The organism is Auraticoccus cholistanensis (genome assembly GCF_009742705.1).
In the GTDB taxonomy this organism is placed as follows: domain Bacteria; phylum Actinomycetota; class Actinomycetes; order Propionibacteriales; family Propionibacteriaceae; genus Auraticoccus; species Auraticoccus cholistanensis.
In genome coordinates, this window is the sequence record NZ_WPCU01000005.1 from 460,879 (window position 1) to 477,530 (window position 16,652).

Below are 16,652 nucleotides of genomic sequence, written 5' to 3' on the forward strand. Positions count from 1 at the left end.
CGGGGGCGGGTCACCGCGGCAGCGGCCGGAGCCGGTCGGTGGGCAGCTCGACCCGCAGCGGCTCCCCCAGCCGCGACGAGCCGACCACCAGGGCGAAGTCGGCCGTGCTGAGCACCGCCGACTCCGGCGTCACCTCCACCACGACCACCTGCTGCTCCTGCCCGGCCAGCGGGCCGTCGTCGTGACGCAGCAGCCACCGTTCCGCGAGGTAGGACAGCCCCACCTCCTCCAGCACCTGCTCGGCGGCGGGGACGCTCATCGGTGCGCCGAGCGGGGTGCCGAGCAGGGTCATCGGCACCACCTGCTCGCCGTCGGCGCCGGGCTCGGCCGGAGCCAGGTACCCGATCAGCTCCAGGTCGTCGGCGCGGTAGGAGGGCAGCCAGCTCGACGGGATCATGGCCGCCATCCTGGCGGCTACCGGTGCCGGGCCCCCACCGGTTTTCGCGCGTGGCGCGACGGCCCCACCGGTCCCGCCCGGTGTGCTGGGATGGGGCCATGGCCAGGAGGGAACGAGGACCACGGGGACGCGCCGGTGCCGCCACGCCGGCGCTGGAGGTGCTGACCGCGGCGGGGACGGCGCACACGCTGCACCCCTACGAGCACACCGAGGGCGAGACGCACTTCGGGCAGGAGGCGGTGGCCGCCCTGGGCGTGCCGGCCGAGCGGGTGCTCAAGACGGTGGTGGCCGACTGCGGCGGCGAGCTGGTGGTGACGGTCGTCCCGGTGGCGCGCCAGGTGGACCTCAAGGCGCTCGCCGCGGCGCTCGGTGCCAAGAAGGCGGCGATGGCGGCGCCGGCCGCGGCCGAGCGGAGCAGCGGCTACGTGGTGGGCGGGATCTCCCCGCTGGGGCAGCGGACCCGGCTGCGGACGGTGGTGGACGCCTCCGCGCTGGACCACACGACCGTGCTGGTCTCGGCCGGCCGCCGCGGGCTGCAGGTCGAGCTGGACCCGGCGGACCTGGTCGCCCTCACCGGCGCGGAGGTCGCCGCCGTCGGGCGCTGAGCCGCCGAGCTCAGGGACGCCCGGGCGAGCCGGCCGAGGTCGGCTGGTCGACGGCCCCGCCCGGGTGCACCGGACCCGCGCCCGGCAGGTCCTCGGGCAGCACGCCCGCCACCGCCTCGTGCCGCCGGCGCCGCCCCGGCCCGCGCCGCCGGCCGAACAACGGGGTGGGCTCCTCGTTGTCGGGGGCCAGCGAGGACCACAGCAGGATCGGGATGCTGGCCATGAAGGGCCACACCAGCAGCGACACCGGGGCCCGCAGCGTCAGCTGGATCGGCACCAGGTCGCCGGGGCGGGCCTGGGCCAGCCGGGTCTCGAAGTCGCCGGGGCCCATCGTCCAGCCGACCAGCCAGGCCAGCCCGCCGGCCACCAGCGCGCCCGCCGCGGCGAGCAGGATGACCGTCCAGCCGACCCGCACCAGCCGCCACCAGGCCAGCACCCCGATCAGCAGCCCGCCGACGGCGGCCAGCAGGCAGAACCAGGCGTCCCCGCTGAACTGCTCGGCCAGCCCCCGCTCGCTGGTGGTCGCCCGGCCCTGGTCGTCGACCAGGTAGCCGGGCAGCACGGCCAGCTGCGACCACAGCAGCCCGGCCAGCGCGCCGACCACCAGGCAGGTGCCGAGGAAGACGCCCAGCTCCGACACCAGCCGGTGCCGGCGGGAGGTGCGGCTCTCCCCCGGCAGCAGCACCGGCTCCTCGCCCTCGGGCGCCGGGACGTCCGGGACGGCCTCGCCGTTCACGCGCTCAGACACGACGGCCCCAGCAGCGCCTTCAGGTCGGCCATCAGCGGGGGCGAGGGGGTCACCCGCAGCTGCTGGTCGATCCGCCAGAGCGTGGTGCGGCTGCCCGAGGACAGCCGCAGCTGCACCTCGGTCATGCCCGGGTGGCTCTGCAGCACGCCGCGCAGCTGCTGCACCACCGGCGGGGTGCAGCGGGTGGCCGGCAGCGAGATCACCACGGGTCCGCTCGGGCCCTCGGTGATGTCGGGCAGCGTCATCTCGCTGCCCATCAGCTCCACGCTGTCGTCGGACTCGCGCACCCGGCCCTTCACCCGCACCACCGTGTCGGTGGCCAGCATGGTGGAGACCAGCTCGTAGGCCTTGGGGAACATCAGCACGTCGATGGAGGCCTCGAGGTCCTCGACGGTGACGATGGCCCAGATGTCGCCCTTCTTGGTGGTCTTGCGCTGGATCTGGGTGATCATGCCCGCGATCGTGGTGATGGTGTCGCGGGGCCCGTCCTCGGCCACCAGCTGGCCGATCGAGATCTCCCGCGAGGACTCCAGGATGTGCTCCAGCCCCTGCAGCGGGTGGTCGGAGACGTAGAGGCCGAGCATCTCGCGCTCGAAGGCGAGCTTGGTCCGCTTGTCCCAGTCCTCGACGGCAGGCACCACCTTGGCCGCCATCGGGCTCTCGTCGGCGAACATGCCGAACAGGTCGTCCTGTCCGTTGGCCTCGTTGCGCTTGAGGTCGATGACCTCGTCCACCGCGGAGTCGAACACCTCCATCAGCGCGCGGCGGGTGTGGCCCATCGAGTCGAAGGCGCCGGCCTTGATCAGCGACTCGATCATCCGCTTGTTGCACACCACCAGCGGCGCGTGGTCGAGGAACTCGTAGAAGTCGCGGGCCTTGCCGTGCTCCTCGCGGGCGGCCACGATCGCCTGCACCACCGCCCCGCCCACGTTGCGGATGGCGTTCAGCCCGAAGCGGATGTCGGTGCCCACCGGGGTGAAGTCGGCCTCGGACTCGTTGACGTCGGGCGGCAGCACCTTGATGCCCATCCGCCGGCACTCGCCGAGGTAGATGGCCATCTTGTCCTTGTCGTCCTTGACCGAGGTCAGCACCGCGGCCATGTACTCGGCCGGGTAGTTGGCCTTCAGGTAGGCCGTCCAGTACGAGACCAGCCCGTAGGCCGCGGAGTGGGCCTTGTTGAAGGCGTAGTCGGAGAACGGCACCAGGACGTCCCACAGCGCCTTGATCGCCTCGCGGGAGAAGCCGCGCTCGACCATGCCCTGCTCGAAGCCGACGTACTCCGCGTCGAGCACCTCGCGCTTCTTCTTGCCCATCGCGCGACGCAGCAGGTCGGCCTTGCCCAGCGTGTACCCGGCCAGCTTCTGGGCGATCTCCATCACCTGCTCCTGGTACACGATCAGCCCGTAGGTCGTGCCCAGGATGGGTTCGAGCGCCTCGGCCAGCTCCGGGTGCAGGTAGCTGACCTCCTGCTGGCCGTTCTTGCGCAGCGCGTAGTTGATGTGGCTGTTGGCCCCCATCGGCCCGGGCCGGTACAGCGCGCCGACGGCGGAGATGTCCTCGAAGTTGTCCGGCTTCATCAGCCGCAGCAGCGAGCGCATCGGGCCGCCGTCGAACTGGAACACCCCCAGGGTGTCGCCGCGGCCGAGCAGGGCGTAGGTGGCGGGGTCGTCGAGGTCCTTGCTCAGCGCGTCCAGGTCGATGCTCACCCCGGCGTTGAGCTCGACGTTGCGGACCGCGTCGTCGAGGATCGTCAGGTTCCGCAGCCCCAGGAAGTCCATCTTGACCAGCCCCAGGGACTCGCACCCGGGGTAGTCGAACTGGGTGATGATCGCGCCGTCGGCCTCGCGCTTCATGATCGGGATGACGTTCTCCAGCGGCTCGCTGGACATGATCACCCCGGCCGCGTGCACGCCCCACTGCCGCTTCAGGCCCTCGATCCCGGTGGCCTTGTCGACCACGGTCTTGACCTCGGCGTCGGCCTGGTACAGCGCCCGGAACTCCGCGCCCTCGGCGTAGCGCTTGTGCTCGGGGTTGAAGATCTCGGTGAGCGGGACGTCCTTGCCCATCACCGCCGGCGGCATCGCCTTGGTGATGCGGTCGCCGATGGCGAAGGGGTAGCCAAGCACCCGGCCGGCGTCCTTGACCGCCTGCTTGGCCTTGATGGTGCCGTAGGTGATGATCTGGCTGACCCGGTCGTCGCCGTACTTCTCGGTGACGTAGCGGATCACCTCGCCGCGGCGGCGCTCGTCGAAGTCGATGTCGAAGTCGGGCATCGACATGCGCTCGGGGTTGAGGAAGCGCTCGAAGATCAGCCCGTGCTGCAGCGGGTCGAGGTCGGTGATCCGCATCGCGTAGGCGCACATGGAGCCCGCACCCGAGCCACGGCCCGGGCCGACCCGGATGCCGTTCTCCTTGGCCCAGCGGATGAAGTCCGAGACCACGAGGAAGTAGCCGGCGTAGCCCTTGGAGATGATGACTTCCTGCTCGAACTCCGCCTGCCGGCGGACCGCGTCGGGCACGCCGCCCGGGTAGCGGCGGTGCAGACCGCGCTCGACCTCCTTGACGAACCACGACGTCTCGTCCTCCCCCGGCGGGCAGGGGAAGCGGGGCATGTAGCGCCCCTCGCCCTCGGTGAAGGAGATCTGGCAGCGCTCGGCGATCTCGAGGGTGTTGTCGCAGGCCTCGGGCAGCTCGGCGAAGAGCCGGCGCATCTCGGCCGGGGACTTGAGGTAGTAGCCGTCGCCGTCGAGCTTGAACCGGTTGGGGTCGTCCATCGTCGACCCGGACTGGACGCAGAGCAGGATCTCGTGGGCGGCGGCGTCGCTCTGGTGGACGTAGTGCAGGTCGTTGGTGGCCAGCAGCGGCAGCTGCAGCTCCTTGGCCAGCCGGAGCAGGTCCTGGCGGACCCGGGTCTCGATGCTGAGCCCGTGGTCCATCAGCTCCAGGTAGTAGTTCCCGGCGCCGAAGATGTCGCGGAACTCCGCGGCGGAGGCCCGGGCGTTCTCGTACTGGCCCAGCCGCAGGTAGGTCTGAACCTCGCCCGAGGGGCAGCCGGTGGTGGCGATCAGCCCCTTGGCGTAGGTGCTGAGCAGCTCCCGGTCCGCGCGGGGCTTGTAGAAGAAGCCCTCCAGCCACGACTTCGAGCTGAGCCGGAACAGGTTGTGCATGCCGGCGTCGTCCTGGGCCAGCAGCGTCATGTGGGTGTAGGCGCCGCCGCCGGAGACGTCGTCGCCGCCGCCCTTGCCCCACTGCACCCGCTTGCGCTCGCTGCGATGGGTCTTGGGGGTGACGTAGGCCTCGAGGCCGATGATCGGCTTGACCGAGGTCTTCTTCGCCGCCTTGTAGAACTCGTAGGCGCCGTAGAGGTTGCCGTGGTCGGTCATCGCCAGGGCGGGCATCTGGTGGCGCTCGGCCTCGGCGAACAGGTCGGGCAGCCGTGCCGCTCCGTCCAGCATCGAGAACTCCGAGTGCACGTGCAGGTGGACGAACCCGTCCTTCTCAGACCCTGGCATGAGCGTGTGGCTGACCCTTCCTCGACACCCGGCGCCGCGTCCGGCGACTGCCCGCCCGACGGCTCGACGCGTCCGGGACAGACTAGTACCGAGCCCGGACAGAACCGACCACCCACGCCACGGCGGCGCCCGATCAGCTGCGTGGTCGCAGCCGTTCGGGCGCCGCCGGAGGTGGGGCTGGTGAGCTCAGGCGATCAGCGGGCGGACGTGCGGGCCGATCGGGCGGGGCAGCTTGGACGAGCCGCTGAGCAGGGCGTCCACGCCGTTGGCGCAGGAGCGGCCCTCGGCGATGGCCCACACGATCAGCGACTGACCGCGGCCGGCGTCACCGCAGGCGAAGACGCCGGGCACGTTGGTGGCGTAGGACTCGTCGCGGGCGATGTTGCCGCGGGCGTCCAGCTCCACCCCCAGCTGCTCGACCACGGTGCCGGTCTCGGGGCCGGTGAAGCCCATCGCCAGCAGCACCAGGTCGGCCGGGATGGTCCGCTCGGTGCCCTCCACCGGGACGAAGCGGCCCTCGCTGAAGGTGACCTCCGACAGCCGCAGCGCGGTGACCCGGCCGTCCTCGCCGAGGAACTCCGAGGTGGAGCTGGCGTAGATGCGCTCCCCGCCCTCCTCGTGGGCGGAGGAGACCCGGTAGATCATCGGGTAGGTCGGCCAGGGCTGGTGGCCCGGGCGGGCCTCCGGCGGCTGCGGCATGATCTCGAGCTGGGTGACCGAGGCGGCCCCCTGCCGGGTGGCGGTGCCGAGGCAGTCCGCACCGGTGTCGCCGCCGCCGATGATCACCACGTGCTTGCCGGCGGCGGTGATCTGGTCGGGCACCTGCTCCCCCAGCGCGGCCCGGTTGGCCTGCGGGAGGTACTCCATGGCCTGGTGGATGCCGGCGAGCTCGCGTCCCGGCACGGGCAGGTCGCGGGCCCGGGTGGAGCCGATGGCCAGCACGACGGCGTCGTAGCGCTCACGCAGCTGGTCGCCGGTGATGTCGACGCCCACGTCCACCCCGGAGCGGAAGATGGTGCCCTCGTTCTGCATCTGCCGGATCCGGCGGTCGAGGACCTTCTTCTCCATCTTGAACTCGGGGATCCCGTAGCGCAGCAGGCCGCCGGGGGCGTCGGCGCGCTCGTAGACCGCCACCGTGTGACCGGCCCGCGAGAGCTGCTGGGCCGCCGCCAGGCCGGCCGGGCCGGAGCCGATCACGGCCACCGTCTTGCCGGTGTGCCAGTCGGGGATCTCGGGGCGGACGCGCTTGTCCTCCCAGCCCTTGTCGATGATCGAGACCTCGACGTTCTTGATGGTGACCGGGTCCTTGGAGATCCCGACCACGCACGCGGTCTCGCAGGGCGCCGGGCAGAGCCGTCCGGTGAACTCGGGGAAGTTGTTCGTGGCGTGCAGCCGCTCCAGCGCCTGCTCCCACTCCCCCCGCCAGACGAAGTCGTTCCACTCCGGGATCAGGTTCCCCAGCGGGCAGCCGCTGTGGCAGAACGGGATGCCGCAGTCCATGCAGCGCCCGGCCTGCTCGCTGATGATCGGCAGCAGCGCCCGGCCGGGTCCGCCGGGGTACACCTCGTTCCAGTCCCGGACGCGCTCGGCCACGGGCCGGCGCTCGGCCACCCGGACCGGGGTGGTCATGAAGCCTCGGGGATCAGCCATGTGCGGCCTCCATCATCTTGCGGGTGGTGTCGAGCTCGTCCAGGCCGGCGGCCTCGGCGGCGAGGCGGGCAGCCATCACCTTGGCGTAGTCACGCGGCAGCACCTTGGTGAAGCGCTCCGCGACGGAGCTGCCCGAGGAGTCGGACAGCAGCTGGGCGGCGGTGGGCGAGCCGGTCTCGTCCAGGTGGCGCTGCAGCAGCTCACGGACCAGGGTCACGTCCTCGCCGTCCAGCGGCACCGGGTCGACCAGCTCGGTGTTGAGCCGGCCGGGGCGCATGTCCAGCACGTAGGCCACGCCACCGGACATGCCGGCGGCGAAGTTGCGGCCGGTGCTGCCCAGCACGACGGCCACGCCGCCGGTCATGTACTCGCAGCCGTGGTCGCCCACGCCCTCCACCACGGCGGTGGCGCCGGAGTTGCGGACGCAGAACCGCTCACCGACCTGGCCCCGGATGAAGATCTCACCCGACGTGGCGCCGTAGCCGATGACGTTGCCGGCGATGATCTGCTCCTCGGCCCCACCGGTCTCGGAGTGCTCGTCGAGGAAGGCCGCGCCCTGCTCGGGGCGGATGATGATCCGCCCGCCCGACAGACCCTTGCCGACGTAGTCGTTGGAGTCGCCGGTCAGCCGCAGCGTCACGCCGCGGGGCAGGAAGGCGCCCAGGCTCTGCCCGGCCGAGCCCGACAGCGCCAGCTCGACGGTGTCGGGCTCCAGCCCGGCGCCGCCGGTGGCCTTGGTCACCTCGTGGCCGAGCATGGTCCCCACGGTGCGGTCGACGTTGCGGACGGCGAACTGCCCGCGCACCGGCTCCGGCGTACGGCCCTCGCGGGCCGCCTCCAGGACCGGCGCGGCGAACTCGATCAGCCGGACGTCGAGCTTGCTCTCCAGCCCGTGGTCCTGGGTGGTCACCCGGTGCAGCGGCGCCCCCTCGGGCAGCGCCGGCGCGTGCAGGATCGGCGTGATGTCGAGCCCGTGCGCCTTCCAGTGCTCCACCGCGCCCGAGGCGTCCAGCGCCTCGACGTGGCCGACGGCCTCCTCGATGCTGCGGAAGCCGAGGGCGGCCAGGTGCTCGCGCACCTCCTGGGCCAGGAACTCGAAGAAGTTCACCACGTACTCGGCCTTGCCGCTGTAGCGCGCACGGAGGTCCGGGTTCTGGGTGGCGACCCCCACCGGGCAGGTGTCGAGGTGGCAGACGCGCATCATGACGCAGCCGCTGACGACCAGCGGGGCGGTCGCGAAGCCGAACTCCTCCGCGCCCAGCAGGGCGGCCACCACCACGTCGCGGCCGGTCTTGAGCTGGCCGTCGCACTGCACGACGATCCGGTCGCGCAGCCCGTTGAGCAGCAGCGTCTGCTGGGCCTCGGCCAGGCCGAGCTCCCAGGGTCCGCCGGCGTGCTTGAGCGAGGTCAGCGGCGCCGCGCCGGTGCCGCCGTCGTGGCCGGAGATCAGCACCACGTCGGCCTTGGCCTTGGACACGCCCGCGGCGACCGTCCCCACGCCGACCTCGGCCACCAGCTTGACGTGCACCCGCGCGGACGGGTTGGCGCACTTCAGGTCGTGGATGAGCTGCTTGAGGTCCTCGATGGAGTAGATGTCGTGGTGCGGCGGCGGCGAGATCAGCCCGACGCCGGGGGTGGAGTGCCGGGTCTGGGCCACCCACGGGTAGACCTTGGCGCCCGGCAGCTGGCCGCCCTCGCCGGGCTTGGCGCCCTGGGCCATCTTGATCTGGATGTCGTCGGCGTTGGTCAGGTAGTCCGAGGTGACGCCGAAGCGGCCCGAGGCGACCTGCTTGATGGCGCTGCGCCGCTCCGGGTCGTGCAGCCGGTCGGTGTCCTCGCCGCCCTCGCCGGTGTTCGACTTGCCGCCGAGGCGGTTCATCGCGATGGCGAGGGTCTCGTGGGCCTCCTTGGAGATGGAGCCGTAGGACATCGCCCCGGTGGAGAAGCGCTTGACGATCTCGCTGACCGGCTCGACCTCCTCGATCGGCACCGGGGTGCGGTCGGTGCGGAAGCGCAGCAGGCTGCGCAGCGTCATCAGCCGGGCGGAGTTGTCGTCGACGCGGGAGGTGTACTGCTTGAACACGTCGTAGCGGCCGGCCCGGGTGGAGTGCTGCAGCCGGAACACCGTCTCGGGGTCGAACAGGTGCGGCTCGCCCTCACGGCGCCACTGGTACTCACCGCCGATCTCGAGCTCGCGGTGGGCCAGCGGGATGCCGTCGCCGGGGTAGGCGGTGGCGTGGCGGCGGGCGATCTCCTCGGCCACCTCGTCCAGGCCGATGCCGCCCATCTTGGAGGTGGTGCCGGTGAAGTAGCGGTCCACCAGCTCGCCCGACAGCCCGTAGGCCTCGAAGATCTGCGCGCCGGTGTAGGAGGCGACGGTGGAGACGCCCATCTTGCTCATCACCTTGAGCACGCCCTTGCCGAGCGCCTTGGCGACGTTGGCCACCGCCTTGCTCGCGTCGATGTCGACGTAGACCTCGCGCCGGGCGAGGTCCTCCGCGCTCTCGAAGGCCAGGTAGGGGTTGACCGCGGCGGCGCCGTAGCCGAGCAGCAGCGCGACGTGGTGCACCTCGCGGACGTCGCCGGCCTCGACCACCAGCCCCACCTTGGTGCGGCTCTTCTCCCGCACCAGGTGGTGGTGCACGGCCGCGGTGAGCAGCAGCGAGGGGATCGGCGCCAGCTCGGCGTTGGAGTGCCGGTCCGACAGCAGGATGATCCGCGCCCCCGAGGCGATGGCCCGGCTCGCCTGGGCGCAGGCGTCCTCCAGCGCCTCGCGCAGCGCGGCGCCGCCGCCGTCGACCCGGTACAGGCCGCGGACGACGTGGGTGGAGAAGCCGGGCAGCCCGTCGTGGCGGTGCACGTGCAGCACCTTGGCGAGCTGGTCGTTGTCGAGCACCGGGAAGGGCACCACGAGCTGGCGGCAGGAGGCCGGCTCGGGGGCCAGCAGGTTGCGCTCGGGGCCGAGGGTGCCGGCCAGCGAGGTGACCAGCTCCTCGCGGATGGCGTCCAGCGGCGGGTTCGTCACCTGCGCGAACAGCTGGGTGAAGTAGTCGAACAGCAGCCGCGGGCGCTGGGAGAGCACGGCCAGCGGGGTGTCGGTGCCCATCGAGCCGATCGGCTCGGCGCCGGCGGCGGCCATCGGCGAGATGAGCAGCCGCAGCTCCTCCTCGGTGTAGCCGAAGACCTGCTGGCGGCGGGTCACCGAGGCGTGGCTGTGCACGGTGTGCTCGCGCGGGGGCAGGTCGTCCAGGCTGACCCGGTTCTGCAGCCACTCCCCGTAGGGCTCGGCGGCGGCCAGCTCGGACTTGATCTCGTCGTCGCCGATGATCCGGTGCTGCTCGAGGTCGACCAGGAACATCCGGCCGGGCTTGAGCCGGCCCTTGGCGGTCACCGAGGAGGCGGGGATGTCGAGCACGCCGGTCTCGGAGGCCAGCACGACCAGGCCGTCGTCGGTGACCCAGTAGCGCCCGGGACGCAGCCCGTTGCGGTCCAGCCAGGCCCCGATCTGGGTGCCGTCGGTGAAGCAGATCGCCGCCGGGCCGTCCCAGGGCTCCATCAGGGAGGAGTGGAAGGCGTAGAAGTCCTTCAGCTCCTGGCTCATCTCGGTGTTGTTCTCCCACGCCTCCGGGACCATCATCAGCACGGCGTGGGGCAGCGAGCGGCCGCCCAGGTGGAGCAGCTCGAGCACCTCGTCGAAGGAGGCCGAGTCGGAGGCGGAGTCGCTGCAGATCGGGTAGAGCCGCGACAGGTCGCCGGGGATCAGGTCCGAGGCGAGCAGCTCCTCGCGGGCGCGCATCCAGTTGCGGTTGCCGCGCACGGTGTTGATCTCGCCGTTGTGGGCGATCAGCCGGTACGGGTGGGCCAGCTCCCAGGCCGGGAAGGTGTTGGTGGAGAAGCGGCTGTGCACCAGCGCCAGCGGGGAGGTCAGCCGCTCGTCGCGGAGCTCGGGGAAGACCTCCTCCAGCTGCAGCGGGGTCAGCATGCCCTTGTAGACCAGGGTCCGCGAGGACAGCGAGGGGAAGTACACCCCGACCTGGTTCTGCGCGCGGCGGCGCAGGCAGAACACCTTGCGCTCCAGCGTCATGCCCTCGGAGCCGTCGGCGGCCTCGACCACCAGGTGCTCGAAGTGGGGCATGTTGGCGGTGGAGACCGGGCTGAGGGTGTCGGAGCGGACCGGCACCTCGCGCCAGCCGAGGACCGTCAGCCCCTCGTCGTCGGCCAGCGCCTCGACGGCCGCGCGGGCGCGGCTGCGGGCGTCGGCCTCGCGCGGCAGGTAGGCCATCCCCACGGCGTAGCGCCCGGCCTCGGGAAGCTCGAAGTCGCACACCGCCCGCAGGAAGGCGTCGGGCACGCGGATCAGGATGCCGGCGCCGTCACCGGCCGCCGCGTCGGCGCCGGTCGCGCCGCGGTGGTCGAGGTTGAGCAGGGCCTCGAGGCCCTTCGCGACGATGTCGTGGCTGGCCTCGCCGCTGAGCTGGGCCACGAAGGCCACCCCGCAGGCGTCGTGCTCCTGGCTGGGGTCGTAGAGACCCTGCGCCCCGGGACGCTTCTCGCGGAGCTCGGCCGGCGTCAGCCCGTGAGCGGTCGGGAGGCCGGAGCCTCGGACCTGCTGCGTCATGTCGTCTCCCATCACTGTCTGGTCCTCCGCGGGGGTGTGGACCCTGGTGCTGCGCCAGGCCGGAGGCGCCGGCCCCGCGTCGTTCGGGCGCTCCTCGTCGAGGAGCGTGCTGGTGGGTGCTCGGGCGGCGGGGAGCCTATCGAGACGGTCCCACATCGTGAGCGGACTTGCCCAGATCTTGGACGTCTCAGCGCATGGGCGTGCGTCGTTGCGGAGACGTGCGGTGCGGTCGGAGGGTCAGCGACGGCGACGATCGGTCGCGCGGATGCGGACGGGTGCCGTCCGGGCTCGAGGGGCCCGGCCCAGGGCTGTGACCAGCGCCACGCCGGCCGCAGCGGCCAGGACCAGGACGGCTGCACCGGCCGTGGCCGGCGAAGACGACGCACCCACACCGGCGACGATGGCGGTGACCGTCACGGCGGCAGCGAGGAGCACCATGACGTGCACGGTGTTGCGGTTCATGGGCACCTCCTGCTGCGAGCGACGATGGAGCGAGTATAGGAGTCGCCGCGACTCAGCCTCGACCGGCGGACGGATCTGGACCGTCGGTCGCGTCCTCCTCCGGCTCGTCCATCTCCGGCCTCGACCGCGCTCCCGCCGGCTCCTCCCCCGCCGGCTCGTCCCCCGCCGGCTCGTCCCGGACCGCCCGGCTGGGCGCCGGCTGCTCGGCCTCGGCGTCGGTCGAGGGGGCGCCCGGCTCGACGGAGTCCTCCAGGCCGGGGCGGAAGCGCAGCAGCCAGACCAGCCACAGCAGGCCGCCGACCAGCAGCACCAGGGTGGTGTAGTTGTTCAGCCGCAGCCCGCCGAACTCGTTGGCGGGGTCGATCCGCAGCGCCTCGATCCAGAACCGGCCCAGCGCGTAGAGCACGACGTAGAGGGCGAAGGTCTTGCCGCGGCCGAGGCGGAACCGTCTCCCCGCCCAGATCAGCAGCAGGCACACCCCGAGGTTCCACAGCAGCTCGTAGAGGAAGGTCGGGTGGAAGGTGGCGAACTCGGTGTAGCCGGTGGGCCGGTGGGCCTCGTCGATCTCCAGCGCCCAGGGCAGCGTGGTGGGCGCGCCGAACAGCTCCTGGTTGAAGTAGTTGCCCACCCGTCCGACGGCCTGGGCCAGCACCAGGCCGGGGGCGAGGGCGTCGGCCATGGCCAGGAAGCTGGCGCCGCGGCGCCGGGCCACCAGCCACACACCCAGGGCGCCGAGGGCGACGGCGCCGAAGATGCCCAGCCCGCCCTCCCAGATGTAGAGCGCGCGGACCGGGTCCCGGCCGGGGCCGAAGTAGAGCTGGGCGTCGGTGAGGACGTGGTAGATCCGGGCACCGACGATGCCCAGCGGGACCGCGACCAGCACGGCCGTCTCCAGGGTCTCCGGCCGCCCGCCGCGGGCGGCCCACCGGCGGGAGCCGACCACCCAGCCGACGACGATGCCGACCATGATGCAGAGCGCGTAGGCGCGGACGGGGAAGCCGAAGAGGTACCAGGTGCCCTGCGAGGGGCTGGGGATGAAGAACTCGGTCACGGGGTCTCCTGCAGCTGGGCGGCCAGGCTCGCCGGTGTGGTGGTGGCGAGGTCGAGCGGGGCGCCGTCGAGCAGCACCGTGGGGGTCGCCTCGACCCCGGCGGTCCGCGAGGCGGCGTCGACGGAGTCGAGGTAGGACTGGGCGCCGGTGTCGCGGACGCACCGGGTGAACGACTCCGGCAGCCCGGGGCTGACCTGCTCGGCCAGGGCGAGCAGCACCTCGTCGTCCCAGTCGGCGCGCCAGCTGGCGAAGAGGGCGTCGTGGTAGGCGGGACCGAAGCCGGCCTCGGTGGCGCAGGCGAAGGCGTTCCCGGCCCGGACCGAGGCGGGCGGCTGGACGAAGGTCAGCGGTGCGAGCTCCAGCCGCACGTGGCCCGCGGCCACCGCCTCGTGCAGCACGTCGCGGTAGCCGGTGGCGAAGTCGGCGCAGTGCGGGCAGGAGAAGTCGGCCCACACCGTCAGGGTGCGCGCGCCGTCCCCGCCGCCGAGCAGCACGGGACGACCCGGGGCCAGCGGCTGCGGCGCCCGCTCCGCGGCCGGCACCGGCTGCGGCACGACCAGCTCCCCGGCCGCCGCTCCCCCGCCACCCGGCCGCTGGCCCAGCACGACGGCCAGCGCGACCACCACGACGGCGGCCACGGCGACCGCGGCCAGCACCAGCAGCCGGCGCCGGCGGGCCGCGGCCTGGCGGGCGGCGGCGTCGGCCCGCAGCCGGGCGTTGCGGGCGGACCCGCCGGGGCCGGCGGGGCGTCGCCGGGTGGACCGTGCGCTCACAGCTGCTCCTCCACGAAGGTCTCCAGGTCGGCGGCCAGCACGTCGGCGGAGGTCCCCTCGAGCCAGACCAGCCGGGCCCGCCGCTCCCGGTCGACGCCGACGACCTGCGCACCGTGGGCGATCTCGTAGTCGCCGTGCCCGCCCTGCTGCCGCCCGCCGATCTCGACCCCGAGGTCGCCGGCGACCTCGCGGACCTCGTCCAGGTCACCCCGCAGCCCGAGGTAGGACCCGTCCCAGCGGTCCAGCCAGTGGCGCAGCACCTCCGGGGTGTCGCGCTCGGGGTCGATGCTCACCACGACCACCTGCACCTTGGCGGCGAGGTGGTCCGGCAGCAGCTCGCGGGCCTTCGTGATGGTCGTCATCACCTGCGCGCAGCGGGTGGTGGAGGAGGTGTAGCCGAAGAACACCAGCACCACGGGCTTGGAGGGCGACGTCCGCAGGTTGAAGTGCTGGCCCTGGGTGTCGGTCAGCGTGGCGTCGGGCACCGGGTAGCCCTCGCTCAGCCAGGTGCCGGAGTAGCGGGCGGGAGCCGGCTCCGCCTGCGGCCCGGGCGCTGCGCCGCAGCCGGTGAGGGTGAGGGCCAGCGACAGCAGCACCCCGGTCACCGCGCGGGCGGGCAGCCGGGGCCGCATCAGCCGATCGGCTGGGTGCGCCCGGAGCGCACCCCCGCGGCGAGGTCGTCCACCACGGCGCCGAGCCCGGTCAGGTCGTCGGGACGGCCGGCGTCCTCGGCGTCGAGCAGGGTGCGCACCAGGGCCGACCCGACGATGACCGCGTCGGCGAAGCCGCCCACCTCGGCGGCCTGGGCGCCGTCGGAGACGCCGAGCCCGACGCCGACCATGGTCTCGGGGTCGTGGGCCCGGACCCGGGCCACCAGCTCCGGTCCGGCGGTGGAGGTCTGGGCGCGGGCTCCGGTGACGCCCATCACCGAGGTGGCGTACACCCAGCCGCGGCAGGCGTCCACGGTGCTGGCCAGCCGCTCGTCGGTGCTCGACGGCGAGACCAGGAAGACGCGGTCCAGGCCGTGGGCGTCGGAGCCCTCCAGCCAGGGCCCGGCCTCGTCCGGGGTGAGGTCGGGCGTGATCAGCCCCGCGCCGCCGGCGGCCGACAGGTCCCGGCAGAAGGCGTCGACGCCGTACTGCTCGACGAGGTTCCAGTAGATCATCACCAGCGCCGGGGTGCCGGTGGCCGCGACCGCCTCGACGGCGCGGAAGACGTCGCGGGTGCGCACGCCGCGGGCCAGCGCCCGGGTGGTGGCCCGCTGGATGGTGACCCCGTCCATCACCGGGTCGCTGTAGGGCATCCCGATCTCGACGAGGTCGACGCCGGGGCGCCCCTCCTCGCCGGTCAGCCGGGTCATCGCCCGCACCGAGGTCTCGACGTCGGGGTGGCCCACCGGCAGGTAGCCGACGAGGGCGGCGCGGCCCTCGTCGCGGCAGGCCCGCAGGGTGCGGCCGCTGGTGCCGAGCCGGTCCTGGGTCGCGCTCACTGGTCGCCTCCTGCCGTGGTGTCCGCCGTGCCGTCCAGCCCGAACCAGCTGATGGCCGTGGTGACGTCCTTGTCGCCCCGCCCGGACAGGCAGACCAGCACCAGCGGCCGCGCCTCGGGACGGGTCTCGGCCCACTCCCGGCCCAGCTGCAGCACGCCGGCCAGGGCGTGGGCGGACTCGATGGCGGGCAGGATGCCCTCGGTGCGGGTGAGCAGCTGCAGGGCGTCCATCGCCTGGGCGTCCGTGACCGCCCGGTAGCGGGCCCGGCCGGCGTCGGCGAGCCAGGCGTGCTCGGGGCCGACGCCCGGGTAGTCCAGACCGGCGGAGATCGAGTGCGACTCCCGGGTCTGGCCGTCGTCGTCCATCAGCACGTAGGTGCGCATGCCGTGCAGCACGCCGACCCGTCCGCCGCTGATGGTGGCCGCGTGCCGGTCGGTGTCCACGCCGTCGCCGCCGGCCTCGAAGCCGTACAGCTCTACCTCGGTGTCGGGCAGGAACTCGGCGAAGGTGCCCATCGCGTTCGAGCCGCCGCCGACGCAGGCGGCGACCGCGTCGGGCAGCCGGCCGTAGCGCTCCAGCACCTGGGCGCGGGCCTCGGTGGAGATGATCCGCTGGAACTCGCGCACCAGCCACGGGAAGGGGTGCGGCCCGGCCACGGTGCCGATCAGGTAGTGGGTGTGGTCGACCGAGGCCACCCAGTCGCGCATGGCCTCGTTCATGGCGTCCTTGAGCGTCTGGCTGCCCGCCTCGACCGCGACCACCTCGGCGCCCAGCAGCTGCATGCGGGCCACGTTGAGCGCCTGCCGGTCGGTGTCGACCTTGCCCATGTAGACCGTGCAGGACATCCCGAACAGGGCGGCCGCGGTGGCGGTGGCCACCCCGTGCTGGCCCGCCCCGGTCTCGGCGATCAGCCGGGTCTTGCCCATCCGCTGGGCGAGCAGCGCCTGGCCCAGCACGTTGTTGATCTTGTGCGACCCGGTGTGGTTCAGGTCCTCCCGCTTGGCCAGCACGGTGGCGTTGCCGGCGTGCCGGGAGAACCGCGACAGCTCGGTCAGCGGCGTCGGCCGGCCGGTGTAGCTGCGGCGCAGCTCGTCCAGCTGCAGCCCGAAGGAGGGGTCGGCGCTGGCCTCGGTGAAGGCGCGCTCGAGCTGGCCGAGCGCCGCGTGCAGCGCCTCGGGGACGAACTTGCCCCCGTAGCGGTCGAAGTGGCCGCTGTGGTCGGGCAGGCTCCGCGCAGTCACGCTCTCTCCAGTCCTTGGGTGGTGGCCCGGCGTCGTGCCGGGTTGGTCGATCCGCTCCACCTTAGGCGACCCGGGCGGGCGGCGGGTCGCGCCGCGGCCGGTGCGG

At 72.9% G+C, this 16,652-nt stretch carries 12 protein-coding genes; 1 reads left to right on the forward strand and 11 read right to left on the reverse strand.

Annotated elements, in window-relative coordinates; all coding sequences use genetic code 11:
* Positions 1 to 10: 10 nt before the first annotated feature.
* Positions 11 to 397, reverse strand: a complete 387-nt coding sequence (locus GC722_RS08050; protein ID WP_156609453.1) for a hypothetical protein — start codon at positions 395 to 397, stop codon at positions 11 to 13.
* A gap of 98 nt (positions 398 to 495) precedes the next feature.
* Here GC722_RS08050 and ybaK point away from each other — a divergent pair, with 98 nt between their 5' ends.
* Positions 496 to 1,002, forward strand: coding sequence for a Cys-tRNA(Pro) deacylase (gene ybaK / locus GC722_RS08055; RefSeq protein WP_156609454.1), 507 nt, complete (start codon positions 496 to 498; stop codon positions 1,000 to 1,002).
* A gap of 10 nt (positions 1,003 to 1,012) precedes the next feature.
* Here the strand turns inward: ybaK and GC722_RS08060 are convergent, their stop codons facing one another.
* From GC722_RS08060 to trpB, 10 genes are all read right to left on the reverse strand, one after another.
* Positions 1,013 to 1,750, reverse strand: coding sequence for a hypothetical protein (locus GC722_RS08060; protein ID WP_197429903.1), 738 nt, complete (start codon positions 1,748 to 1,750; stop codon positions 1,013 to 1,015).
* Positions 1,735 to 5,262: a DNA polymerase III subunit alpha gene (dnaE, locus tag GC722_RS08065; RefSeq protein WP_156609455.1), complete on the reverse strand. Its 3,528-nt coding sequence runs from the start codon at positions 5,260 to 5,262 to the stop codon at positions 1,735 to 1,737. Before dnaE ends, GC722_RS08060 begins: the two co-directional genes overlap by 16 nt.
* Positions 5,263 to 5,448: 186 nt before the next feature.
* Positions 5,449 to 6,912: a glutamate synthase subunit beta gene (locus tag GC722_RS08070; RefSeq protein WP_156609456.1), complete on the reverse strand. Its 1,464-nt coding sequence runs from the start codon at positions 6,910 to 6,912 to the stop codon at positions 5,449 to 5,451.
* Positions 6,905 to 11,530: a glutamate synthase large subunit gene (gene gltB, locus GC722_RS08075; protein WP_156609457.1), complete on the reverse strand. Its 4,626-nt coding sequence runs from the start codon at positions 11,528 to 11,530 to the stop codon at positions 6,905 to 6,907. The genes GC722_RS08070 and gltB overlap by 8 nt, the downstream gene beginning before the upstream one ends.
* Positions 11,531 to 11,767: 237 nt before the next feature.
* Positions 11,768 to 11,992 carry a hypothetical protein gene (locus GC722_RS08080; RefSeq protein WP_156609458.1) on the reverse strand — a complete coding sequence of 75 codons (225 nt, stop codon included), beginning with the start codon at positions 11,990 to 11,992 and terminating at the stop codon, positions 11,768 to 11,770.
* Between the two features lie 52 nt (positions 11,993 to 12,044).
* Entirely contained in the window at positions 12,045 to 13,043 is a 999-nt protein-coding gene (gene lgt, locus GC722_RS08085) for a prolipoprotein diacylglyceryl transferase (RefSeq protein ID WP_331714538.1), read from the reverse strand.
* On the reverse strand, positions 13,040 to 13,816 hold the full coding sequence (locus GC722_RS19210; protein WP_156609459.1) for a DsbA family protein: 777 nt from the start codon (positions 13,814 to 13,816) through the stop codon (positions 13,040 to 13,042). Before GC722_RS19210 ends, lgt begins: the two co-directional genes overlap by 4 nt.
* Positions 13,813 to 14,448, reverse strand: a complete 636-nt coding sequence (locus GC722_RS08095; protein ID WP_156609460.1) for an SCO family protein — start codon at positions 14,446 to 14,448, stop codon at positions 13,813 to 13,815. The genes GC722_RS19210 and GC722_RS08095 overlap by 4 nt, the downstream gene beginning before the upstream one ends.
* The gene (gene trpA / locus GC722_RS08100) at positions 14,448 to 15,305 is read right to left on the reverse strand and encodes a tryptophan synthase subunit alpha (protein WP_331714539.1); all 858 of its coding nucleotides are present in this window, start codon (positions 15,303 to 15,305) and stop codon (positions 14,448 to 14,450) included. Before trpA ends, GC722_RS08095 begins: the two co-directional genes overlap by 1 nt.
* Positions 15,302 to 16,546, reverse strand: a complete 1,245-nt coding sequence (gene trpB / locus GC722_RS08105) for a tryptophan synthase subunit beta (RefSeq protein ID WP_331714540.1) — start codon at positions 16,544 to 16,546, stop codon at positions 15,302 to 15,304. The genes trpA and trpB overlap by 4 nt, the downstream gene beginning before the upstream one ends.
* Positions 16,547 to 16,652 lie beyond the last annotated feature (106 nt).

Excerpts from the sequence above, each read along its gene's own strand:
- GC722_RS08050 (WP_156609453.1), bottom strand. The coding sequence starts at position 397 with ATGATCCCGTCGAGCTGGCTGCCCTCCTACCGCGCCGACGACCTGGAG.
- ybaK (WP_156609454.1), top strand. The coding sequence starts at position 496 with ATGGCCAGGAGGGAACGAGGACCACGGGGACGCGCCGGTGCCGCCACG.
- dnaE (WP_156609455.1), bottom strand. The coding sequence starts at position 5,262 with ATGCCAGGGTCTGAGAAGGACGGGTTCGTCCACCTGCACGTGCACTCG.
- GC722_RS08070 (WP_156609456.1), bottom strand. The coding sequence starts at position 6,912 with ATGGCTGATCCCCGAGGCTTCATGACCACCCCGGTCCGGGTGGCCGAG.
- gltB (WP_156609457.1), bottom strand. The coding sequence starts at position 11,530 with ATGACGCAGCAGGTCCGAGGCTCCGGCCTCCCGACCGCTCACGGGCTG.
- GC722_RS08080 (WP_156609458.1), bottom strand. The coding sequence starts at position 11,992 with ATGAACCGCAACACCGTGCACGTCATGGTGCTCCTCGCTGCCGCCGTG.
- GC722_RS08095 (WP_156609460.1), bottom strand. The coding sequence starts at position 14,448 with ATGCGGCCCCGGCTGCCCGCCCGCGCGGTGACCGGGGTGCTGCTGTCG.